This window comes from Streptomyces sp. NPDC051183 (genome assembly GCF_040682455.1).
GTDB lineage: Bacteria > Actinomycetota > Actinomycetes > Streptomycetales > Streptomycetaceae > Streptomyces.
In genome coordinates this window covers 73,520-96,782 of sequence record NZ_JBFBBA010000014.1, presented here as the reverse complement: position 1 = coordinate 96,782, position 23,263 = coordinate 73,520, and the positions used below count along the sequence as shown (strand labels likewise).

Annotated in this window: 16 protein-coding genes and 1 pseudogene; 8 read left to right on the top strand and 9 right to left on the bottom strand. The window is 73.1% G+C overall.

Annotated elements, in window-relative coordinates; all coding sequences use genetic code 11:
• Nucleotides 1–216: 216 nt before the first annotated feature.
• From AB0M99_RS15045 to AB0M99_RS15035, 3 genes and pseudogenes are all read left to right on the top strand, one after another.
• A complete protein-coding gene (locus tag AB0M99_RS15045) occupies nucleotides 217–3,540 on the top strand; it encodes a S8 family serine peptidase (RefSeq protein WP_365920310.1) in 3,324 nt (1,107 codons plus the stop codon).
• Between the two features lie 225 nt (nucleotides 3,541–3,765).
• Nucleotides 3,766–4,449 (top strand): annotated as a pseudogene (locus AB0M99_RS15040) (hypothetical protein); the annotation flags it as partial.
• 248 nt (nucleotides 4,450–4,697) lie between these two features.
• Nucleotides 4,698–5,726: an aspartate-semialdehyde dehydrogenase gene (locus tag AB0M99_RS15035; RefSeq protein ID WP_365920308.1), complete on the top strand. Its 1,029-nt coding sequence runs from the start codon at nucleotides 4,698–4,700 to the stop codon at nucleotides 5,724–5,726.
• Nucleotides 5,727–5,789: 63 nt separating this feature from the next.
• Here AB0M99_RS15035 and AB0M99_RS15030 read toward each other — a convergent pair whose 3' ends face one another.
• Nucleotides 5,790–6,302, bottom strand: a complete 513-nt coding sequence (locus tag AB0M99_RS15030; RefSeq protein WP_365920306.1) for a DUF1203 domain-containing protein — start codon at nucleotides 6,300–6,302, stop codon at nucleotides 5,790–5,792.
• A gap of 139 nt (nucleotides 6,303–6,441) precedes the next feature.
• On the opposite strand from AB0M99_RS15030, the gene pepN reads away from it, so the two are divergent.
• Complete coding sequence (pepN, locus tag AB0M99_RS15025) at nucleotides 6,442–9,033, top strand: aminopeptidase N (RefSeq protein WP_365920304.1); 2,592 nt, start codon at nucleotides 6,442–6,444, stop codon at nucleotides 9,031–9,033.
• Nucleotides 9,034–9,201: 168 nt separating this feature from the next.
• Here pepN and AB0M99_RS15020 read toward each other — a convergent pair whose 3' ends face one another.
• The 4 genes from AB0M99_RS15020 to AB0M99_RS15005 all read right to left on the bottom strand — a co-directional run bounded on the left by AB0M99_RS15020 (nucleotide 9,202) and on the right by AB0M99_RS15005 (nucleotide 13,435).
• Nucleotides 9,202–10,101, bottom strand: a complete 900-nt coding sequence (locus AB0M99_RS15020; RefSeq protein WP_365920302.1) for a LysR family transcriptional regulator — start codon at nucleotides 10,099–10,101, stop codon at nucleotides 9,202–9,204.
• A gap of 10 nt (nucleotides 10,102–10,111) precedes the next feature.
• Nucleotides 10,112–11,044 (bottom strand): DMT family transporter, encoded by a 933-nt coding sequence (locus AB0M99_RS15015; RefSeq protein WP_365920300.1) that lies wholly within the window; start codon nucleotides 11,042–11,044, stop codon nucleotides 10,112–10,114.
• Nucleotides 11,045–11,085: 41 nt separating this feature from the next.
• Complete coding sequence (locus AB0M99_RS15010; protein WP_365920298.1) at nucleotides 11,086–12,030, bottom strand: EamA family transporter; 945 nt, start codon at nucleotides 12,028–12,030, stop codon at nucleotides 11,086–11,088.
• Between the two features lie 94 nt (nucleotides 12,031–12,124).
• Nucleotides 12,125–13,435: an MFS transporter gene (locus tag AB0M99_RS15005; RefSeq protein ID WP_365920296.1), complete on the bottom strand. Its 1,311-nt coding sequence runs from the start codon at nucleotides 13,433–13,435 to the stop codon at nucleotides 12,125–12,127.
• Nucleotides 13,436–13,553: 118 nt separating this feature from the next.
• Here AB0M99_RS15005 and AB0M99_RS15000 point away from each other — a divergent pair, with 118 nt between their 5' ends.
• Nucleotides 13,554–14,045, top strand: a complete 492-nt coding sequence (locus AB0M99_RS15000; RefSeq protein WP_365920294.1) for a MarR family transcriptional regulator — start codon at nucleotides 13,554–13,556, stop codon at nucleotides 14,043–14,045.
• A 103-nt stretch (nucleotides 14,046–14,148) separates the two neighbouring features.
• Here AB0M99_RS15000 and AB0M99_RS14995 read toward each other — a convergent pair whose 3' ends face one another.
• Genes AB0M99_RS14995 through AB0M99_RS14985 form a run of 3 tightly spaced genes read right to left on the bottom strand, consistent with a single transcriptional unit; the run spans nucleotide 14,149 to nucleotide 16,670 of the window.
• Nucleotides 14,149–14,388, bottom strand: coding sequence for a hypothetical protein (locus AB0M99_RS14995; RefSeq protein WP_365920292.1), 240 nt, complete (start codon nucleotides 14,386–14,388; stop codon nucleotides 14,149–14,151).
• 20 nt (nucleotides 14,389–14,408) lie between these two features.
• Entirely contained in the window at nucleotides 14,409–16,406 is a 1,998-nt protein-coding gene (locus AB0M99_RS14990; RefSeq protein WP_365920290.1) for a 4-alpha-glucanotransferase, read from the bottom strand.
• Nucleotides 16,407–16,421: 15 nt separating this feature from the next.
• Nucleotides 16,422–16,670 carry a hypothetical protein gene (locus AB0M99_RS14985; RefSeq protein WP_365920287.1) on the bottom strand — a complete coding sequence of 83 codons (249 nt, stop codon included), beginning with the start codon at nucleotides 16,668–16,670 and terminating at the stop codon, nucleotides 16,422–16,424.
• A 201-nt stretch (nucleotides 16,671–16,871) separates the two neighbouring features.
• Between AB0M99_RS14985 and AB0M99_RS14980 the strand changes: the two genes are divergently transcribed.
• Complete coding sequence (locus AB0M99_RS14980; RefSeq protein WP_365920285.1) at nucleotides 16,872–19,841, top strand: beta-N-acetylglucosaminidase domain-containing protein; 2,970 nt, start codon at nucleotides 16,872–16,874, stop codon at nucleotides 19,839–19,841.
• A gap of 35 nt (nucleotides 19,842–19,876) precedes the next feature.
• On the opposite strand, the gene AB0M99_RS14975 is transcribed toward AB0M99_RS14980, so the two are convergent.
• On the bottom strand, nucleotides 19,877–20,413 hold the full coding sequence (locus AB0M99_RS14975) for an HNH endonuclease (RefSeq protein ID WP_365920283.1): 537 nt from the start codon (nucleotides 20,411–20,413) through the stop codon (nucleotides 19,877–19,879).
• Between the two features lie 272 nt (nucleotides 20,414–20,685).
• Between AB0M99_RS14975 and AB0M99_RS14970 the strand changes: the two genes are divergently transcribed.
• Both AB0M99_RS14970 and AB0M99_RS14965 read left to right on the top strand, forming a co-directional pair.
• Nucleotides 20,686–21,792 carry a mechanosensitive ion channel family protein gene (locus tag AB0M99_RS14970; RefSeq protein ID WP_365920281.1) on the top strand — a complete coding sequence of 369 codons (1,107 nt, stop codon included), beginning with the start codon at nucleotides 20,686–20,688 and terminating at the stop codon, nucleotides 21,790–21,792.
• Nucleotides 21,793–21,989: 197 nt separating this feature from the next.
• Nucleotides 21,990–23,258: an ROK family transcriptional regulator gene (locus AB0M99_RS14965; protein WP_365920279.1), complete on the top strand. Its 1,269-nt coding sequence runs from the start codon at nucleotides 21,990–21,992 to the stop codon at nucleotides 23,256–23,258.
• The last annotated feature ends 5 nt before the right edge of the window (nucleotides 23,259–23,263 follow it).

The window sequence follows — 23,263 nt, the reverse complement described above, 5'->3', positions numbered from 1 at the left end:
CGGTCGGGAAATCTACAAATCAACTCGTCAACCCCTGCGGGTCGTACCGGTTCATCACGGTACGGCCCGTCTGGCGTTCACTCCGCATTGGCGAGTGTCCGCCATGGCAGGTATCGGTCAATGACAAGGCTCCCCAAACAGCTGTCACTTGCGCAAAGCTGACCGGTCATCCGGCACCGAAATCCGGACCGTTTCTTTCACTTACCAGGGATGCTGATGACCCTCGAATCCCCCAGCTCCATATCCGGGGCCCGGCGCGTCGCACGCGTCGCGGCCGCGGCCGGTCTGGTGGCCGCCCTCGCGGCCACCGGCGCCGTGCCCGTATTCGCGGCCACCGGCGCCGACAACCCGGGCACCACTCCGGCGGTCAAGTCGGCCGACCAGAAGCTCGGTTCGGCGGATGCCGAGCTGCTCCAGGAGGCCAAGGCCAAGGGTGACGCGAACGTCACCGTCATGGTCGCGACCGCCCCCGGGCAGACCAAGCAGGTGGCCGACCAGCTCGACGCCGTCCAGGGCGCCTCGGTCGGGCAGACGTACGACAACCTCGGCTACGTCCGCGCCACCCTGCCGACCGACAGGGCGGAGGCCGCGCTGAAGTCGGCCGCCAAGCTGTCCTCCGTGCACGGCATCGACCTGCGGCACGAGATCCAGCTGCCCGACCCGCGTCCCGACGCCGACCGCGAGACCGGCACGGTCAAGCGGACCGCGGGCGCGACCTTCGCGGCGCCGGACAAGAACACCCCGGCGAAGAACCCGTACAACCCGTCCTTCGAGACCGGTGCCGTCGACTTCGTCAAGGACAACCCGCAGGCCGACGGCCGCGGCGTGACCATCGGCATCATGGACTCGGGCGTCGACCTCGGCCACCCGGCCCTGCAGACCACCACCACCGGCGAGCGCAAGATCGTCGACTGGGTGACGGCGACCGACCCGATCACCGACGGCGACGCCACCTGGCGCGCCCAGATCACCCCGGTCACCACCGCCGCCGGCACCTTCACCGCGGGCGGCCAGAGCTGGAAGGCCCCCGAGGGCTCCTTCCAGTGGAGCCGGTTCAGCGAGTCGATCACCGCCAACGGCGACATGAAGGGCGACGTCAACCGGGACGGGGACACCACCGACCGGTTCGGCCTGCTCTACGACGCCGCCGCCGGCACCGTCCGCGTCGACACCGACCAGGACGGCGACTTCACGAACAACGAGCCGATGAAGCCGTACAAGGACGGCTACCAGATCGGCTACTTCGGCACGGACAACCCGGCGACCCAGGTCGCCGAGCGCATCCCGTTCGTGATCGAGATCCGCAAGGACGTCCCGATGGACCCGCTGGGCGGTGACTGGGTCGGCAAGAAGGCCGACTTCGTCAACGTCGGCATCATCGAGTCCGAGCACGGCACGCACGTCGCGGGCATCACCGCCGCCAACAGCCTCTTCGGCGGCAAGATGAACGGCGAGGCGCCCGGCGCCAAGCTCGTCTCCTCGCGCGCCTGCTCCTGGTCCGGCGGCTGCACCAACATCGCGCTGACCGAGGGCATGATCGACCTCGTCGTCAACCGCGGCGTGGACATCGTCAACATGTCCATCGGCGGCCTGCCGGCGCTGAACGACGGCAACAACGCGCGCTCCGAGCTCTACAAGAACCTCATCGACACCTACGGTGTCCAGCTCGTCATCTCGGCGGGCAACGAGGGTCCCGGCATCAACACCATCGGCGACCCCGGCCTCGCGGACAAGGTCATCTCCGTGGGCGCCGCGGTCTCCAAGGAGACCTGGGCCGCCAACTACGGCTCCGCCGTGGACAAGAAGTACAACATGTTCCCCTTCTCCTCGCGCGGTCCGCGTGAGGACGGCGGGTTCACCCCGACCATCACCGCCCCCGGCGCCTCGATCAACACGATCCAGACCTGGCTGCCCGGCGCCCCGGTGAAGGAGGCCGGCTACGACCTGCCGGCCGGTTACGGCATGCTCCAGGGCACCTCGATGTCCTCGCCGCAGGCGGCGGGCGCCAGCGCCCTGCTGATCTCGGCCGCGAAGCAGCAGAACATCAAGCTGACGCCGGCCGCCCTGCGCATCGCGCTCACCAGCACCGCGAAGAAGATCGACGACGTCCCGGCGCACGCCCAGGGCTCGGGTCTGATCGACGTTCCCGGCGCATGGGAGTCCATCCAGCGCGACGCGAAGGCCAACGAGTTCACCGTCAAGGCGCCGGTCGACACCGCGATCGACCAGTTCCTGAAGACCCCGGGCTTCGGCACCGGCATCTACGACCGCGAGGGCGGCCTCAAGGCCGGCCAGAAGAAGGTCTACAACGTCGTCGTCACCCGCACCACGGGCGTCAAGTACGGCACCCCGCACAAGCTGTCGTGGCGCAACAACGACGGCACGTTCAAGGTCCTCAGCGACTACGACTACGTCACGCTGCCCCTGAACAAGCCGGTCACCATCAAGGTCGAGGCCAAGGCCAAGACGGCCGGCGTGCACAGCGGCATCCTGCAGCTGGACGACCCGACCACCGAGGGCATCGACAAGCAGATCCTCTCCACGGTCGTCGTCTCCGCCCCGCTGGCGAAGCCGTCGTTCGCCTACTCGGACACCTCGTCCGTGCAGCGCAACAGCCACAAGTCGTACTTCGTCACCGTCCCGCAGGGCGCCAAGACCCTTGAGGTCGCCCTCGGCGGTCTGAAGCCGGGCAGCCAGACGCGCTTCATCTCGATCCACCCGTACGGTGTGGGCGTCGAGGACAGCGCGACCACCCAGTGCTACCCGAACTACGACAACCCGGCGAACCTCTGCCGCCCCGACCTGCGTTCGTACGAGAACCCGCAGCCGGGCGTCTGGGAGATCGAGGTCGAGTCGCGCCGTACGTCGCCGCTGCTCGACAACCCCTTCAAGCTGGACATCTCGGTGCTCGGCGCGGCCTTCGACCCCGCGGTCAAGGTCCTGCCCGAGGTCAAGAAGGGCACCCCCGCCCCGGTCCAGTGGAGCATCAAGAACGAGGCCGCGGCCATCGCCGGCGGCAAGCTCCAGGGCGGCCCGCTCGGTTCCGCGAAGGTCGCCAAGCCGACCATCGCCAACGGTGAGACCCAGACCACCGAGGTCGTGATCGGCGAGGGCGTCTCCCGCCTCGACGTCGCGATCGGCGGCGTCTCCGACACCGGCGCGGACCTCGACCTCGAGGTCTACAAGGACGGCGTCAAGGTCGGCACCTCCGCCGACGGCGACTCCGAGGAGGCCGTGAGCCTGGTCAACCCGGCCGCGGGCACCTACAGCGTCAAGGTGATCGGCTACGCGGTCCCGGCCGGCACCACCACGTACGACTACCGCGACGTGTTCTTCTCGGCCGCCCTGGGCTCCGTCCTGGTCGACGAGACCGCCGCGGTGAACCTCGCCAACGGCGCTTCGGCGAACGTCTCGGCGAACGTCCTGGTCAACAGCGAGGCCCCCGCGGGCCGTCAGTTCTTCGGCCAGGTCAAGCTGCTCAACGGCCGCGGCACCGCCGCGGGCACCGGAAGCGTCCAGATCGACAAGGTCCTGCCGTAGCGCGTACGCGCGTGACGGTGTGACCGCATGAAGAAGGGGCCGGTGCTCAACGCGAGCACCGGCCCCTTCCACTTGTCCCATGCGGCTGCGAGCTGGAGGAAAGGCCGTTGGGTGTGCCATCCGTTTCAGGGAACTAGAGTTCCTCGGTCGGATGGGTGACCTGTTGTCCGTTGGTTCGTTGATGTGATCGATGACATCAGCGGGTCCCGGTGACAGGGGGGTGGGGTGGTGGGGTCGCCCGTGTTGCGTTCGCTTGCCGCACCTTTCGTGGCCCCGCCCCCTGCGGCTGTGGCGGTACGGACCCGCCTGAGGCTGACAGCCGGGGATGAGCGGGTGCTGCGAGAGGTAGGCGGCTTTCTGGGCTCTCTGGCATCGCGGGATCTGAAGGCGCGGTGCGCTCTCGGCCTGGGGCATGGCGCGGCCGGGTGGGCGGAACGTAAGCGGGCACTGACGCCGCAGTCGTCCTCGCGGTGGGCAGGATCAGTCACGAGGGCCACCCATGATCAGTGGGCTCTAGCGATCGCGGTTGAGGACCTGGACTTCGCCGAGTCCAAGACCCGGGAGAAGCACGGGCGCAGGAAGCGCTTCCGGCGATTGATCTCCCGATTCCCCACCGCACGCCTGGCCGACCGGCTTACCGCTATGGCCGCCGAGTAAGAGATCGCGGTCATTGCGGTCGACCCCGCGTGCACCAGCCGATGGGGCGGCGAGCACTGGCAGCAGCCGCTCACCGCCTCCGGCCGAAAGACCACCCGCCACGACGCCGCGAGCGTCGTGATCGGAAGGCGCGCCCAGGGGTACGGGGCGCGGCGACGGACGGCACCGCCCCCACGTGACCGGAGTGATCACGTGGGGCATCGGACCGCCCAGGCCGCACTCCACACCCCAGGGCGTGAGGGAAGCTGTCCACCCCGGACCGGACCACCGCCTAGAGCGGTGAAGCCGCCAGGCTCGCGAAAGCAGCAACCCAGCCCGTCTCACACCGCCCGGGACGAGCACAGTGATCAGAAGTGGGTCCACGGCCTACTCCCGCTCGCTGAAGTAGAACGGTCCGCAGGAGACACTGTCCGATCCGCGGACAATGGATTGGACAAGGACCGGACGGTCGAACGCATGATGGCTACAGCGCCCGCGTCGTACGTACTGAAGGAGTCACCGTGAGGGTCGGAATCGTCGGAGCCACCGGACAGGTCGGCGGAGTCATGCGCGGCATCCTGGCCGAGCGGAAGTTCCCGGTGGACGAGCTGCGGCTGTTCGCCTCGGCCCGCTCCGCGGGCTCGACGCTCCAGTGGGAGGGCCGGGAGATCACCATCGAGGACGCCTCCACGGCCGACTACAGCGGCCTGGACATCGTGCTCTTCTCGGCCGGTGGCGCCACCTCCAAGGCCCTCGCCGAGAAGGTCGCCTCGCAGGGCGCCGTCGTGATCGACAACTCCTCCGCCTGGCGCAAGGACCCCGAGGTCCCGCTCGTCGTCTCCGAGGTCAACCCGCACGCGATCAAGAACCGCCCCAAGGGCATCATCGCGAACCCGAACTGCACCACCATGGCCGCGATGCCGGTGCTGCGCCCGCTGCACGAAGAGGCCGGTCTGACCGCGCTCGTCGCCACCACCTACCAGGCCGTCTCCGGCTCGGGCCTGTCCGGCGTCGCCGAGCTGCGCACCCAGGCCTGCGCGGTCTCCGAGGCCGCCGACCAGCTGACCTTCGACGGCGGCGCGGTGGACTTCCCGGAGCCGGCCGTCTACAAGCGGCCCATCGCCTTCAACGTCATCCCGCTGGCCGGCTCGATCGTGGACGACGGCTCCTTCGAGACCGACGAAGAGCAGAAGCTCCGCAACGAGTCCCGCAAGATCCTCGAAATCCCGGAGCTCAAGGTCTCGGGCACCTGCGTGCGCGTGCCCGTCTTCTCGGGCCACTCCCTCCAGGTCAACGTCCGCTTCGAGCGCCCGATCAGCGTGGAGCGCGCGTACGAGCTGCTGAAGGACGCCCCCGGCGTCGAGCTCTCGGAGATCCCGACCCCCCTCCAGGCCGCCGGCAGGGACGCCTCGTACGTGGGCCGCATCCGCGCCGACGAGACGGTCGACAACGGCCTCGCGCTGTTCCTCTCGAACGACAACCTGCGCAAGGGCGCGGCGCTGAACGCGGTGCAGATCGCCGAGCTCGTCGCCGAGGAGCTGCGCGGCTGATCCCGCTCGCACGACCGAGGGGCGGCGCCGTCACGGCGCCGCCCCTCGGTCGTGCCGGCCGCCTCAGCCGCGGCGGACCTCGTAGAGGAAACAGCCGAACTCGACGGCCCGGACGTGCACGAGGGCGACCTCCGGATCGGCGAAGGCCTCGTCCAGGGCGCGTCCGAGCTCGGCATCGGCCTCGGTGTCCGCGGCGAAGCCGAGGACGCGGCCGCCGAGGATGTGCCCGCGGGCGCTGTACCGCCGGGCGGCGCGCTGCACGCCGGGCCGGACGAAGGGGTACGCGCCGCCGGCGGCAGGTCCGCCGCAGTCCTCGGCGTGCACGAACACGGGCCCCTGCTCGTCGTACGCCCCCGGCTCCGCGCCGGTCGCGGCGGCCCAGCGCCGCAGCGGTGCGTAGGAGATGAGCGCGATCCGCTCGCCCGCCGCGCTGGGCCGCAGGCAGCACCTGAGCGGCGCGCCGCCCTCGTCGTCGGTGTACGGGACGCAGCTGCGCCCGGCGTCGTCACGGACCCGCAGTGCGGCGAGGGCATCGGGGGCGATGGGGAGCACGGTGTGCCTGGTCACGGTGGTCATGGCTCCAGGGTGCGGGTCCGGGGCCCGGCAGGTCTGGCAGGAATCGGACGTCGCGTTCGCCCCTGGATGACTCCGGCGCGGTGGCGCCGACCGCGTGGAAGGATGGCGGGGCAACGTCACCATCAAAGGAGATGAACGCGTGCCTGGCACGAACCTGACCCGTGAAGAAGCGCAGCAGCGGGCGAAGCTGCTCACCGTCGACTCCTACGAGATCGAGCTCGATCTCAGTGGGGCACAGGAGGGCGGGACCTACCGGTCCGAGACCACCGTGCGCTTCGACTCGGCCGAGGCCGGCGCCGAGACCTTCATCGACCTGGTCGCGCCGGCCGTCCACGAGGTGGTCCTGAACGGCAAGGCGCTCGACGTCGCCGCCGTGTTCCGGGACTCGCGCATCGCGCTGAAGCACCTCGCGGCCGGGGCCAACGAGCTCCGTGTCGTCGCGGACTGCGCCTACACCAACACCGGCGAGGGCCTGCACCGCTTCGTCGACCCGGTGGACCAGCAGGCGTACCTGTACACCCAGTTCGAGGTGCCGGACGCCCGGCGGGTCTTCGCCAGCTTCGAGCAGCCCGACCTGAAGGCGACCTTCCGGTTCACCGTGACGGCCCCCGAGGGCTGGACGGTCATCTCGAACTCGCCACGTGACACTTCCCAGGGGGCCGAGCCGAAGGACCGGGTGTGGGCCTTCGAGCCGACCCCGCGGATCTCCTCGTACATCACGGCCCTGATCGTGGGCCCGTACCACGCGGTGCACAGCTCCTACGAGGGCCCGGACGGGCAGTCCGTGCCGCTCGGCATCTACTGCCGGCCCTCGCTCGCCGAGTTCCTCGACGCGGACGCGATCTTCGACGTGACCCGGCAGGGCTTCGACTGGTTCCAGGAGAAGTTCGCCTACGACTACCCGTTCGCCAAGTACGACCAGCTCTTCGTCCCGGAGTTCAACGCGGGCGCGATGGAGAACGCCGGCGCGGTCACCATCCGCGACCAGTACGTCTTCCGCTCGAAGGTGACGGACGCGGCGTACGAGGTGCGCGCGGAGACCATCCTCCACGAGCTCGCGCACATGTGGTTCGGCGACCTGGTCACCATGGAGTGGTGGAACGACCTGTGGCTGAACGAGTCGTTCGCCACCTACACCTCGATCGCCTGCCAGGCGTACGCCGAGGGCTCGAAGTGGCCGCACGCGTGGACGACCTTCGCGAACTCCATGAAGACCTGGGCGTACCGGCAGGACCAGCTGCCGTCCACGCACCCGATCATGGCCGACATCCGCGACCTGGACGACGTCCTCGTCAACTTCGACGGGATCACGTACGCCAAGGGCGCCTCGGTGCTCAAGCAGCTCGTCGCGTACGTCGGTCAGGACGCCTTCTTCAAGGGCGTGCAGGCGTACTTCAAGGCGCACGCCTTCGGGAACACGCGCCTGTCCGACCTGCTCGGCGCCCTTGAGGAGACCTCGGGCCGCGACCTGACCGCCTGGTCGAAGGCGTGGCTGGAGACGGCGGGGATCAACATCCTGCGCCCGGAGATCACCACGGACGAGGACGGTGTCGTCACCGCCTTCGCCGTCCGCCAGGAGGCGCCGGCGCTGCCCGCGGGCGCCAAGGGCGAGTCCACGCTGCGCCCGCACCGCATCGCGGTCGGCCTGTACGACCTCCAGGACGGCCGGCTGGTGCGTACGGACCGCGTCGAGCTGGACATCGACGGCGAGCTGACCCCGGTGGACGCGCTCGTCGGCCGGCCGCGCGCGGCGGTCGTGCTGCTGAACGACGACGACCTGTCGTACGCGAAGGTCCGCCTCGACGAGGAGTCCCTCGCCACGGTCACCGCGCACCTGGGCGACTTCACCGAGTCGCTGCCGCGGGCGCTGTGCTGGGCCTCGGCGTGGGACATGACCCGCGACGGGGAGCTGGCCACCCGCGACTACCTCGCGCTGGTGCTGTCGGGCATCGGCAAGGAGTCGGACATCGGCGTCGTCCAGTCGCTGCACCGCCAGGTGAAGCTGGCCGTCGACCTGTACGCCGACCCGGCGTGGCGGGAGCAGGGGCTGGCCACCTGGACCGGGGCCACCCTGGAGCACCTGCGCGCGGCCGCCCCGGGCAGCGACCACCAGCTGGCCTGGGCCCGCGCGTTCGCGGCGACGGCCCGTACCGAGGAGCAGCTGGCGTACCTGTCGGGTCTGCTCGACGGGTCCGTGGAGATCGAGGGCCTGGCCGTCGACACCGAGCTGCGGTGGGCGTTCCTGGAGCGCCTCGCGGCGACGGGCGTCAGCGGCGAGGCGGCCATCGCGGCCGAGCTGGAGCGGGACGCGACGGCGGCGGGCGAGCGCCACGCCGCGACCGCGCGGGCCGCGCTGCCGACGGCGGAGGCCAAGGCGGCCGCGTGGGCCTCGGTCGTCGAGAGCGACTCGCTGCCGAACGCGGTGCAGGAGGCGGTGATCGGCGGCTTCGTGCAGACCGACCAGCGCGAGCTGCTCGCGCCGTACGCGGAGAAGTACTTCGCGGCGGTCAAGGGGGTCTGGGACAGCCGGAGCCACGAGATCGCACAGCAGATCGCGGTGGGCCTGTACCCCTCCCTGGCGGTGTCCGAGGAGACCCTGGCGGCGACGGACGCGTGGCTGGCCTCGGCCGAGCCGAACGCGGCGCTGCGGCGGCTGGTGTCGGAGTCCCGCGCGGGCGTCGAGCGGGCGCTGAAGGCCCAGGCGGCCGATGCCGCTGCCGCTCGGGTCTGACGCACCACCCCCGGGCGGGGGGTGCACCCCCCGCCCGGGCCCCATGGCGGGGCTGGATCTCGGCTGATGCCGCGTTTCGGCGGGATGGATTGCGCGAAGCGCAATTTCAGCCCCGCCGGCGATCGAGGCGCGGGTCCGGGCGGAGCCCGCGGGAAGCCCGCGCAGCGGCTACGTCCGGGCCGCGACCGTGCTCAGGGCCGCGAGGGCATGGGCCACCGCCGGGGCGGATTCGGAGCCGCGGCGGACCGCTGCGATGACGTGCCGCGTCGGGCGGTCGTGGGTGAGGACCCGGACCGCCACGCCCGATGCCCGGCTCGACACCATGCGCGGGACCAGCGCCACGCCCATGCCCGCCTCGACCATGGCCAGGATCGCGGTCCAGCCGGACGCCGAGTGCGCCTGCTCGGGGACGAAGCCCGCCGCCTCGCACGCACCCACCGCGATCTCCGACCAGGGGCCGCTGCCGCCGTAGATCCACGGGTCGCCCGACAGGTCCGCCAGCCGCAGGTCCGGCGCGGCCGCCAGCGGGTGGCCCGGCGGCAGGGCCACGTCCAGCGGGTCCTCCAGCAGCGTGACCCGGGTGAACCGCGCGTCCCGCGCGGTCGGCGCGTGCGCCGCCAGGGACAGCGCGAGGTCCACGCCCCCGGCGGAGAGCAGCTCGTACGATTCCGCGGCCTCGGTCTCCCGTACCCGTACCTCCACCCGGGGGTGGGTGCGCCGCAGCTCGGCCACGGCGGGGACCACCAGGGCCGGCACCGCGGTGGAGAAGGCCCCGACGCGCACCTCCCCCGCCTCCCCGGCGAGGTACCCGGCGAGCTCCGCGTCGGCCCGCTCCAGCTGCGCGAACACCGCCTCCGCGTGCCGCAGGACCAGGTGGGCGGCGTCCGTGAGCCGGACCCGGCGCCCCTGTGCCTCCAGCAGCGGCACCCCCAGCAGCCGGCCGAGGTTGGTCAGCTGCTGTGAAACGGCCGAGGGCGTCATGTGCAGCGCCTCGGCCGTCGCGGTCACGGTCCCCCGCTCGGCGAGGGTCCGCAGGATCCGCAGCTTCTTGATGTCCCACTCGGTCATGGGCCCGAACCTACCGCCGGGCACCGAGTCCCACGCCGCCCAGGATCAGCGCCATGCACAGCAGTTGCGCCGGGCCGGTCCGCTCGCCGATGAGCAGGAGGCCGAGGCCCGCGACGCAGACCGGCTGGAGGTAGTAGACGACCCCTGCGCGGGCGGCGCCGATGACCGAGACGGCCTTGTTCCAGGCGAAGAAGGCGACGGCGGAGGAGAAGACCCCGACGTAGAGCAGCGGTCCGACGGTGCCCGCGGTGACCTCGAAGCCGCCCTGGACGGTGACGGACACGGCGTACGCGGGGGCGAGCATCAGCGCGCCGAGGAGGAAGGTGGTGATCAGGAAGGCCAGGCCGCCCAGTTCGGCGGGCTTGCGCTTGAGCAGGGCGCTGTACGTGGCGAACGACAGCGCGGCGCCGAACATCCACAGGTCGCCGGCGCCGAAGTCGAAGCCGAGCGAGCCGTCCCCGACCAGCAGCAGCACGCCGAGGGCGGCGAGGGCGAGCCCGAAGGTGCGCCGGGCGCCGAGCCGTTCGCCGCCGAGGCGGGCGTACAGGGCCATGAGGACCGGCGAGGCGGCCATGATCATGCCCATGTTGGAGGCGGAGGTGGTCAGACCGGCCTGGTGGACCAGCGTGTTGTAGAGGGCGACGCCGAACAGCGTGGCGAGGGCGATGAATCCGAAGTGCCGCCGGATCAGGTCCCGCTGCTGCCAGGCCTGCCGGGCGGCGAAGGGGGCGACGGCGAGGGTGGCGATGATCCAGCGCCAGAACACGGCCTGGACGGGCGGGACGGTGTCGGCCATCCCCCGGGTGGCGACGAAGCTGCCGGACCAGACGACCGTCGCGAGCAGGGCCAGGAGCACGCCGACTCCGGCGGCCCCCTTCTTCCCCGTGCCCCGGGCGGTGGGCTTGCCTTGCGAAGCGGTGCGGACGCGGTCCATGACGGCCACTGTGTGTCTCCCCCTCGGAGTCCGGTGTGTCGGTCGAGGCTCTACCGTCCCACCGGCCCATCCGTCAGGTCCATCGAAATGTTTCGATCATTCTTTTCAGGAGAACTGAACGATTCGGTCTTCGGCGGCCGGGGCGCACCGATCGTCAGCTGGCCCGCGACGGTGGCGCCGAAGGCGATCGCCATGCCCGTCACCTGCACCGGCGTGAGCGCCTGGCCCAGGGCCGCCCAGCCGATGGCGGCGGCGGTCAGCGGGGAGAGCGGGCCGAGCAGGGTGACCGAGGTGGCGGTGAGCCGGCCGATGCCGCGGAACCAGAGCCAGTACGCGATACCGGTGTTGATCAGCATCATGTAGCCGTAGCCGAGGAAGGCCCTGCCGTCGAGTGCGGGCGGGGCCCCTTCGACGATCGCGGCGATCGGGATGATGATCAGCCCGCCCGCGGTGAGCTGCCAGCCGGTCATGGCCAGCGGCCCGACCCCTTCGGGCCGCCCCCAGCGCTTGGTCATGACGGTTCCGGCGGCCATGGAGGCGGAGGAGACGACGCCCGCGACGATGCCGACGAGGTCGAGCTCCGCCTCGGCGGTCAGGACGACCATGCTGACCCCGAAGGCCCCCACGACGGCGGCGAGCACGGTCCGCAGCCGCGCCCGCTCGCCCAGGACGAGGGCGGCGAGCCCCACGACGAACAGCGGCCCGGCGGAGCCGAGCACGGCCGCGACGCCGCCGGGCAGCCGGTAGGCGGAGAGGAAGAGCAGCGGGAAGAAGGCGCCGATGTTGAGCCCGCCCAGGACGGCGGACTTCCACCACCACTCGCCCTTGGGCAGGGTGCGGGAGAGGGCCACGAGCAGCAGCCCGGCGGGCAGGGCCCGCATCACGCCGGTGAACAGCGGCCGGTCGGGCGGCAGCAGTTCGGAGGCGACGGCGTACGTGGAGCCCCAGGAGACGGGGGCGAGGGCGGTCACTGCGACGGTGGCGAAGCGCTTCATGGCGGTTGACTCCTCGGGCGGGTGAGGGCAGCGGGAGCGGACGGCGGCTCGGGCGGTGGCGGGCTGAGGCGGAGGTGGCTCAGGCGGAGGTGGCTCAGGCGGAGGCGGGCACCGGCGGCCGCGGGGCGCCGGCCGGCGGCTCGGCGGGCGCGGCCTCGGCGGACAGGGCCTCGGCGTGCACGGCCTCGGCGGGCAGGTGCCGCTCCAGCCGGACCAGCGCCAGAGCGGCGCCCAGCGCGGCGACGGCGAGGACGGCCCAGGGCAGCCGGCCGTCGACGGCGAGCAGGGCGGTGAACAGGGAGGGGGCGAGCGCGGTGGCCAGCGAGTAGGACAGCTGGTAGGTGGCCAGGTAGCGGCCGCGGACGGCTTCGGGGGCGGCCGAGACCGACAGGGCGCCGCCGGAGGGGCTGTGGACCAGCTCGCCGAGGGTGTAGACGACGACGATGGCGAGCAGGGCGACCAGGGTCGCGGTCTGGCCGGGGCGCAGCGTGCCGAGCACGATCTGGCCGACGAAGGCGGCGGCGAAGAGCAGGGCGCCCAGGGCGGCCGAGCGGGTGCGACGGGCGCCGGAGCGGCGGACCCGGCCCGCGATCAGCACGCCGACCCCGGCGCACAGGACGGTGTTGACGGTGAAGGCGGCTCCGGTGAGGGAGTCGGGGGCCGTCAGCCAGGTGGAGAGGTAGAGCGGGAAGAGGACGGACAGGGCCGAGTAGCCGAGCGCGGTGAGGAAGTTGGCGGCGGTCAGGCCGAGGAAGGGCCGGTCCCGCAGGACCATCCGGTAGCCGGCGGCCGCCCGCCCCGCGGTGGCGGTGGCGGCGTCACGGACCGGGCGGACCCGGCTGACGAGCAGTCCGGCGAGGGCGAAGGCCAGGGAGTTGCCCCAGGCGGTGTACGTGAACCCGCCGGCTCCCCACAGGCCCAGCACTCCGGAGACGAGCAGGGCGCCCGCGCCCATCCCGGCGTTCTGCAGGGCCCGGATGGAGGCCTGGAGCCGGTCGCGGGCGGCGCCGCGCGCCACCTCGCCGATCAGCGACTGCTGGACGACGGAGAAGGAGCGGTCCGCGAGGGCGGTGACGAGGGCGACCGCCGCGAAGGCGGGGAGCGAGCCGGCGAAGGGGTACAGGGCGAAGCCGAGCGCCCGTACCGCGTAGAGCACCAGGTTGACCTTCTTGGCGCCGAACCGGTCGACGGCCGAGCCGGCCAGCGGCATGAAGGCCAGGCCGGCGACGCCGGTGACGGTCAGGACCAGGCCGACGAGGGTGAAGGAGAGGCCGGTGACGTGGTGGAAGAAGACGAGCGAGAACGGGACGTACATGCCGATCCCGACCGAGCTGATCCCGATGCCCACAAGCAGCGAGCGCTCCCCCGCGACCCGTGCTTCCTTCACCGGTGTACCGGTCTTCATGGTGTCCCCCCACGATCGATGGCCCGTGATTGCTTGCTTGGAAGTAGCTTAGCGCTAAGCTACTTTTCGTCAAGCTACTTTCTTGCGAACGACCGAGCGGAAACCGGATACTCCACCCATGAAGGACCAGCAGGACGCAGTCGACGCGATCACCGCCCAGTGGCACGCGGTGCGCCCCGACCTGGACACAGCCCCCATGGCCGTCTTCGGGCGGATCTACCGGATCGCCAAGGCCATGGGTGATGCCATGGAACGGACCTACTCGGGCTTCGGGATCTCGCGCGGGGAGTTCGACGTCGTGGCCACCCTGCGCCGCTCCGGCGCCCCCTACACGCTCTCGCCGCGCCAGCTGTCGGCCACTCTGATGCTCACCACGGGTGGCATGACGGGGCGTCTGGACAAGCTGGAGAAGGCCGGGCTGCTCTGCCGCAAGCCCGATCCGCACGACCGGCGCGGACTCCAGGTGACCATCACAGACCGCGGGCTCGCCCTCATCGACGAGGCCGTCTCCGCCGGCCTGGAGGTGCAGCGCGCCTCGCTGGCCGGTCTGAGCGAGGCGGAGGTGGAAGTGTTCACCGGCCTGCTCCGCAAGCTGCTGGCCGGGGTCTGAGGACGCGACAGGGCGCCGGAGGCCGCACACGGCCGATTCACATCGGCGTGCGGACCCCCGGCGCCCCGGAAGTATTCAGTTCAGAGGGAGCGGACCCGTCGGGTCAGCTGTCCTTCTGCTGCTTTCGCGACTGGTCGCCGACCATCACGAGACCCGCGATGACCAGGAACAGCACGATCGGCGCGGCCACGTACAGGCCGAGCGTCTCGCCAATGCTCAGGCCCGGGCCCGGGTCGTCGCCGTCGTCGCGGGTCAGCGCCAGGGCGGGAGACGTCATCAGCAGCATCATCAGCGTCGTTCCGGCCGTGACGGCGCCGGCGCGCAGAGCGTTCTTCTTGTCCACGGTGCAAACGTAGCGAACGCCTAAAGGGGGCGCGCGCCCGGGGGTGCCGTACGGGTCTGCGCCCCCTCCCGCACCGCGCCCAGCAGGGCGTTCGCCCGGGGCGAGGAGGCCAGCGCCTCCAAGGTCAGCGGCCGGCCCTCCCCGTCGGCGAGCGGCAGCCGCCAGTTGGGGTACTGGTCCCAGGTCCCCGGCAGGTTCTGCGGCCGCCGGTCGCCCACCGCATCGGGCAGCCACACGCCGACCAGCCGGGCCGGGGTGCGCAGCAGGAACCCGTACAGGGCCCGTACGGCGGCCTCCTCGCCCTTGGCGTCCAGGCCGAGGTCCTCCAGCACCTCGAGCCACCGGGCGGTGTCCGCGGCGTCGTCGGCCCGCTCCCGTTCCACCGGGCGGGTCAGCAGGCCGAGCCGGTCGCGCAGTTCCACATGGGCGCCCGCGAGCTTGGCGGCCGTGGGCGGCAGGTCGTGGGTGGTGACGGTGGCCAGGCAGTCGGCCCGCCAGGCCCCGGGCTCCAGCGGGTCTCCGTCGCCCGTCCAGTCCCGCTCGAACCACAGCACGGAAGTGCCGAGCACCCCGCGCCGGGCCAGGGCCTGACGGACCCCCGGCTGCACCGTCCCGAGGTCCTCGCCGATGACCAGCGCCCCGGCCCGGTGCGCCTCCAGGACGAGGACGGCCAGCATGGCCTCGCCGTCGTACGAGACGTACGCGCCTTCGGCGGGCGGGGCCCCCTGCGGGATCCACCAGAGCCGGAACAGCCCCATGACGTGGTCGATGCGCACGGCGCCCGCGTACCGGAACACCCCGCGCAGCAGCTCCCGGAAGGGCGCGTACCCGGACTCGGCGAGCGCGTCGGGACGCCACGGCGGCAGCCCCCAGTCCTGGCCGCGCGCGTTGAAGGCGTCCGGCGGGGCGCCGACCGACACCTCGCGGGCGTGGCAGGAGCCGGTGCGCGCGTCCGAACCCTCCGGGTGCACCCCGACGGCCAGGTCGTGCACGATCCCCACGGCCATGCCCGCCTCCCGGGCGGCCCGTTGGGCGGCGGCGAGCTGGGTGTCGGTCAGCCAGACCAGCCAGCGGTGGAAGTCGAGCCGCTCCCGCGGATCCTCCCCGGCCGCGGCCGCGCACCAGGCGGCGTGCTTGTCGAGCGCGGGCCCCTGCGCCGCGCGGAACTCCCGGTAGGACGCCTCGCGTTCCGCGGTGCGCGGCACGGCGTACAGCAGCTCCAGGGCGGCCCGCTTCAGGGCCCACACCGCGTCCCGGTCGATCAGGGCGCCCTTCTCCAGCACCTCGCGGCGCAACTCGCCTCCCTTGGCGGCAAGTTCGTCGAGGGCCGTCCGCTCGGGGCACCGGGCCTGCTCGGGGACGTCCTCGATCCGCAGGTGCACCGGGTCGGGGAACCGGCGGGAGGAGGGCCGGTAGGGGGACGGGTCGGTCGGAGTCCCGGGTACGGCCGCGTGCAGCGGGTTGACCTGGATGAACCCGGCGCCGTGGGTGCGCCCCGCCCAGCGCGCGAGCGCCGCCAGGTCCCCGAGGTCGCCCATGCCCCAGGAGTGCTCGGAGAGCAGCGAGTACAGCTGGACGAGCAGCCCGTGCTCCCGCTCGGGCGCGGCGGGCGCCCGGTCCGGGGCCACGATCAGGGCGGCCGTCGCGGTGCGCCCGTCGGGGGCCTCGACATGGACCCGGTGCACGCCGTGCGGGGGCACCCCGCCGGGCGGCCGGCCGCCCGGCTCCTCGCCCTCCAGCTCCAGCCGGGTCCGCGTCCCGGGCGGCAGCGCGGCCAGCTCCACGGGCGGCCCCGACCCGGCCCACCAGACCAGCACGGGCGGCAACAGCCGCTCGGCCGCGCCCCGTTCACCGATGTCGGCCCACGCCCGGATGGACTCGGGGGTCTCGGTGGACACCCCGAGCGTGCCCAGCACCGATCGCACGGTGGCTTGCGGGACCTGGACCGTGACGTCCTCGGCGGGCTGGTAGGTGGTGGCGACGCCGTACAGGGCCGCGAGCCGGGCGAGGTCGTCCATGTGTCGAATCCCTGTCTAGTCTCCCGCCGCGGCGGCCGCGGCGGATGTGGTCGGCTCGCTCGTCAGCGGCGCCTCGTCGGCGAGCGGGGGCTCACTGGTCAGCGGCGCGTGCGCGGAGCCCGCGAGCGGGGGCTCGCTGGTGAGGGGTCCCCCGTCCGGCCCGGCCTGCGCGGGCAGGTGGGCGAGCAGGGGGCGGCGGGTCGGGTCGGTGGTCTCTGCGGCGGGCTGTCCGGCGATCTGTCCGGCGTGGGCAGCGGTGTTCACGGTCGGCACTCCTTTGTGCGTGAGGAACAGTCAGAACCATGGAACAACGCCGGAGAACACCGCAGCCATACCCAGTCGGCCGCACCGCATTCCTGACGTATCCAGGTCAGATCACCCACCCGCGTTGACACCCCGCCCGCACGGATGGTGGGCTCGGGCTCATTCGTACGAGCAGGGGACGACTCGGGACGGGGAGGCTCCGTGCAGCTCAGGGGCGGGAAGCGGACCACGGCAGCGGCCGTGGCGGTCATCGGGACGCTGCTGGGCGGCGCGACGTCCGCGGGCCCGCCCGGGGCCTCCGCGCTGCCCACCGCACCGGCCGTGCCCCGCGCGGACACCGCCGCCGGCGCGGTGCCCGGACCCGTGCTCGACCCCGGCTCCGATGTGGTGCGAGCCCCCGCCGAGGGCCCGGCCGTGTGGCCCCGGCCGCAGTCGATGACCGCCGACCCGGCGCGCGAGGTGGCGCTGGGCGCCGAAGCCGTGCTCGTGCTGCCGCCGGACACCGACCCGTACGCGGCCCGGGTGGTGCGGGACGCCCTGCGCGGAGCGGGCGTACGGACCCTGCACGAGCGGGCCCCCGGGGCGCCGCTGCCCGAACGGGGCACCGTCGTACGGCTCCAGGGGCCGGACGCGGAGGCCGCGCTGCGGTCCCTGGGCGCGGCCGGAGCGGGAGACCTGCCGGACGGCGGCTACCGGCTGGCCGTGGGGCGCTCCGGCGGCCGGGACACGGTCGCGCTGGCCGGTATGGGCGAGGACGGCCTCTTCCACGCGGCGCAGACGCTGCGCGCCCTGCTGGCGCCGGGCCCCGCCAAGGTGCCCGGCGTACTGGTGCGGGACTGGCCGACGGCGCCCGTGCGCGGGATCACCGAGGGGTTCTACGGCACTCCCTGGACGCGGGAGCAGCGGCTCGCGCAGGTGGAGTTCATGGGCCGCACCAAGCAGAACCGGCTGCTCCTCGCGCCCGGTGACGACGCGTACCGCACCGTGGACTGGCGCGAGGAGTACCCGCGGGAGCGGCAGGAGGAGTTCCGGGAACTGGCCGAGCGGGCCAGGGCCAACCGGGTGGTGCTGGCCTGGGCGGTGACCCCCGGGCAGTCGATGTGCCTGTCCTCGGACGCCGACCGGGCGGCGCTCGCCCGCAAGCTGGACGCCATGTGGGAGCTCGGATTCCGGGCGTTCCAGGTCCAGTTCCAGGACATCAGCTACACGGAGTGGGGCTGCCGGGCCGACCGGGAGCGCTACGGGAAGGGCCCGGCGGCCGCCGCGAAGGCCCACGCGGAGGTGGCGGGCGAGCTGGCGGCGCACCTCGCGGACCGCCACCCGGAGGCGCCGGCCCTGTCGCTGCTGCCCACGGAGTACTACCAGGAGGGCGCGACGGCCTACCGGACGGCGCTCGCGGCCGCGCTGGCCGGGCGCGTGGAGGTGGCCTGGACGGGGGTCGGCGTACTGCCGCGCACGATCACCGGGAAGGAACTGTCCGGGGCGCGCTCGGCGCTGGGGCATCCGCTGGTCACCATGGACAACTACCCGGTCAACGACTGGGACCCGGGCCGGATCTTCCTCGGCCCGTACGCCGGACGGGACCCGGCGGTCGCGAGCGGCTCGGCGGCCGTGCTGGCCAACGCGATGCCGCAGGGGACGCTCTCGCGCATCCCGCTGTTCACGGCGGCCGACTTCGCCTGGAACCCGCGCGGTTACCGGGCCGGCGAATCGTGGTCGGCGGCGGTGGCCGAGCTCGCGGGGCCCGATCCGCGGGCCCGCAGGGCGCTGGCCGCGCTGGCCGGGAACACGGCGTCCTCGGGCCTGGCCCAGCCGGAGTCGGCGTACCTGCGCCCGCTGGTCGAGGAGTTCTGGCAGGCCCGCTCCGCCGGGGACCCGGCGGCGGGCGAGCGGCTGCGGGCCGCGCTGCGGGTGCTGCGCGAGGCCCCGGAGCGGCTGCCGGCGCTGTCCGGGGAGGCAGGGCCGTGGCTGTCGCGGCTGTCGCGCTACGGGGCGGCCGGGGAACTGGCCCTGGACGTCCTTCAGGCCCAGGCCCGCGGGGACGGCGCGGCCGCCTGGCGGTCCGCGCAGGCCCTGACGGAGGCCCGCAGGGACCTGGCGCAGCCGGGCGACGTACGGGTGGACGGCGCGGTGCTGGAGCCCTTCCTCGCCAAGGCCGCGGAGGCGGCGGACGCCTGGACCGGCGCCGCCCGCCCGGCCGGCACGGTGGACCGTGAGCCGGACGCGTGGACGGTGCGGCTGGACGCGGTGCGCCCGGTGTCGGCCGTCACGGTGATGACGGACCCGCTCCCGCCCGGCACCCGGGCGAGGGTGGAGGCGCACGTGCCCGGCGAGGGCTGGCGCGAGGTCGCCGGGGCGGCGGCCTCGGGGTGGACCCAGGCGGACACGGGCGGGCTGCGGGCGGATGCGGTCCGGCTGGCCTGGACGGGACCGGCGCCGGCCGTGCACCGGGTGGTGCCGTGGTTCGCGGACGGCCCGGAGGCCCGCTTCGAACTGGCGGACGCCGCCGACGCGGAGATCGGCGGGGCCCCGCAGCGGCTCACGGCGCAACTCGCGCCGCTGCGCCCCGGCGAGGTACGCGGCCCGCTCTCGGCGGCGCCGCCGCCGGGCATCGAGGTGCGCCTCCCGGCGGAGGCGAAGGCTCCGCGCGGCACGCAGGTGTCCATCCCGGTGGAGGTCACGGTCCCGGCCTCGACCCCGCCGGGCAGCTACCGGGTCGCGGTGACCTTCGCGGGCGAGTCCCGGACACTGACCGTCCGGGCGGTTCCCCGTACGGGCGGGCCGGACCTGCTGCTCTCGGCCCGCGCCTCCTCCTCGGCGGACGAGGCGCCGCAGTTCCCCGCCTCGGCGGCGCTGGACGGCTCCGCCGCCACCCGCTGGTCCTCGCCGCCGGTGGACGGCGCGTGGTGGCAGGCCGAGCTCCCGGCCCCGGCGCGGCTCGGCCTGCTGACCCTGCACTGGCAGGAGGCGTACCCTTCCGCGTACCGGGTCGAGACCTCCGCGGACGGCGTGGCCTGGCTCCCGGCGGCCTCGGTGGCGTCCCGGGGCGGTGTGGACTCCGTACGGCTGGACGCCCCGGGGACCCGCTTCGTCCGCGTGACCTGCGACGTACGGGCGACCCGCTTCGGCTGCAGCCTGTTTGCGGCCGAGGCCCGCGCGGTCGTTCCGTAGGCCGGCCCGGGCCGCACGGGCGGGCAGGCGGGCGGTCAGGAGGCGGCGACTCCGATGCGGTCGAGGGCGTCCTCGGCGCCGTACGGCTGGAGGTACGGCATCCACCGGGGGTCCCGGTGGCCCGTGCCGATGATCCGCCAGGCCAGTCCGGACGGCGGGGCCGGCTGGTGGCGCAGCCGCCAGCCCAGCTCCAGCAGGTGCCGGTCGGCCTTGACGTGGTTGCAGCGGCGGCACGCGGCGACGACGTTGTCCCACACGTGCTGCCCGCCCCTGCTGCGGGGGATGACGTGGTCGACGCTGGTGGCGACGGCGCCGCAGTACATGCAGCGGCCTCCGTCGCGCGCGAACAGGGCGCGCCGGGTGAGCGGAACGGGCCCCCGATAGGGGACCCGCACAAAGCGCTTGAGCCGGACCACGCTGGGCGCGGGGACGGCTCTCGTCGCACTGTGCAGAAAGGCGCCCGATTCCTCCAGGGAGACCGCTTTGTTCTCCAGGACGAGGACGAGCGCGCGGCGGAGCGGTACGACGCCGAGGGGCTCGTACGACGCGTTGAGGACCAGGACGTGCGGCACGGACTGCCTCCTTGTACGCCGGCGGCGCGTGGCTCGCGCCGGGACGATCTGCTCTCCAGTCTCTCCTTACGGCAGGTCGAAGCGCCACCACGCGCCCGTAACGGGTCCGAGGTGTTTTCAACCACACCCGGATCATGGGGCGGCCGCAGCCCCGGGCGGCTCCGGTCCCTCGCCGAGCACGGCAACGGAGTCGGGGCGATGCCCCGTTAGTGTGGATGCTCTGCCCGTACACCCCTTCCGCGGGCAGGACGCTACATCTGGAGGTACCAGCCGTGCCCTGGCCTGCCGCACTGCTTCCCCTCGCAGCCGACACCCCGGACGCGACCGACACACTGAGAGAGACGCACCAGAACGTCACCAACGCCGCCAGTTTCATCGAGGAGAACTGGGCCGGATGGCTGTACCTCGGCCTGCGGATCCTGCTGATCGTCGTGATCGCGGCCGCGCTGCGGTCGGTGGTCCGCAAGTCGCTGACCAAGCTGATAACGCGGATGAACCGCAGCGCGGAGGCCGTCGAGGGCACGGCGCTGGGCGGACTGCTGGTCAATGCCGAGCGGCGGCGCCAGCGTTCCGAGGCGATCGGCTCCGTCCTGCGCTCGGTGGCCTCGTTCCTGATCCTCGGCACGGCCGGCCTGATGGTGCTCGGTGCGCTCGACATCAACCTCGGTCCGCTGCTCGCGAGCGCCGGTGTGGCCGGTGTGGCGATCGGTTTCGGCGCCCGGAACCTGGTCACGGACTTCCTCTCCGGCGTGTTCATGATCCTTGAGGACCAGTACGGCGTCGGCGACAAGATCGACGCCGGGGTGGCCTCGGGCGAGGTCGTCGAGGTGGGCCTGCGCGTCACCAAGCTGCGCGGGGACAACGGCGAGATCTGGTACGTCCGCAACGGCGAGATCAAGCGCATCGGCAACCTGAGCCAGGGCTGGGCCACCGCGGGCGTGGCCGTGCAGGTCAAGCCGACCGAGAGCCTGGCCCACATCCGCGAGGTGGTCCAGGAGGTCGCCGACGGCCTGGCCAAGGAGTCCCCTTGGGACGAGCGCCTGTGGGGCCCGGTGGAGGTACTGGGCCTGGACGAGGTGCTGCTGGCCTCGATGACCGTGAAGGTGTCGGCGAAGACGATGCCGGGCCAGCAGTTCGCCGTGGAGCGGGAGCTGCGCTGGCGCATCAAGGAGGCGTTCGACGCCGCGGGCATCCGCATCATCGGCGGTGCGCCGGCCGTCGACGAGGCCGAGGACGCGGCCCCGGCCGACCCCGCGGCCGCCGTCGCCCCGCCGTCGGCGCTGGCGAACCCGTCCTCCCCGCAGTCCCTCGCCGCCACCCCGATCCCGGCGGCGCAGATCCCGCCGCCGGCTGCCGCGGGGCCGCGCATCTCCAAGTAGCGGCGGTCGGCGCCGCCCCGCCGCAGCCGCCGCTCCCGCGGTCACCACCACCACCGTCCAACCCGGTGCCCCCACAGGTTCTCCTGCGGGGGCACCGGTGTTTGCGCAGTTCCATTGACACGGATCAAACAGCGATAGGAAACTTACCTAACAGTTTCTGACGGCGACGCGCCGCCGAAGAGGGAGAGAGACGCCCCATGCCAGGCACCACCCCCGGAACCACCCCCGGCACGCCGAGCCTGCTGCGCGTCATGAACGACCGGGCCGCCCTGGACCTGTTGCTGACGCACGGCCCCCTGTCCCGCACCCGCATCGGCAGGCTCACCGGCCTCTCCAAGCCCACCGCCTCCCAGTTGCTGAGCCGGCTGGAGGCCGCCGGGCTGGTCATCGCCACCGGCACCGCCGCGGGCCGCCCCGGCCCCAACGCCCAGCTCTACTCGGTCAACGCGCGCGCCGCCCACGTCGCCGCCCTCGACGTCACCCCCGGCCGGATCCTCGCCGCCGTCGCCGACCTCACCGGCGAGGTCGTCGGCAGCCACGAACTCCCGTACGCCAAGGGCACCGGCGCGGTCGAGCAGGTCAGCCGGGCCCTCGGCGAAGCCGTCAAGGACGCGGGGATGCTCCTCACCGACATCCACCGGGTGGTCATCGCCACCCCCGGCTCCTTCGACCCCCGCACCGGAGTGCTGCGCTACGCCGACCACCTCGTCGGCTGGCAGTCCCCCACCCTCCTCGACGAGCTGGCGGCGGCCCTGCCGATGCCGGTGGAGTACGAGAACGACGTGAACCTCGCCGCCGTCGCCGAGCAGCGGCTCGGCGCCGCCCGCGGCCACGAGGACTTCGTCCTGCTGTGGAACGAGGAGGGCCTCGGCGCCGCCCTCGTGATCGGCGGCCGGCTGCACCGCGGCTGGACCGGCGGCGCGGGCGAGGTCGGCTTCCTGCCGGTGCCGGGCCACCCCCTGGTCCGGCAGGTGGTACGGGAGAACGGCGGCGGGTACCAGGCGCTGGCGGGCGGGGAGGCGCTGCCCGGGCTCGCGGCCGCACTCGGGGTCGAGGCGCCCCAGGTGCCCGCGTCCGGAGCCGGATCCGGCGCCGAGCACGGAGCCGTGCACGGGCCCGTGTCGGGGGCCGAGGTGGCACAGGCCGTGGCCATCCTGTCCCGGGCCGCCACCGCGCCCGAAGGGGCCAACCTGCGCCTGCTCCAGTCGTACGCCACCGCGCTCGCGACGGGCCTCGCCGCAGTGGTCGCCGTACTGGACCCGGAGATCGTCGTCCTCTCCGGCGCGGTGACCGACGCCGGCGGGGATCCGCTGCGCGAGCTGATCGAGGCCGAGCTCGCCGACCTCGCCCCCTCCCAGCCGCACCTGGTGGCCGGCGAAGTACGGGAACGGCCCGTGCTGCGCGGGGCGCTGGAGAGCGCCCTCGCCGCCACCCGCGACGAGGTCTTCGACACCTCGCGCCGCTGAACCGC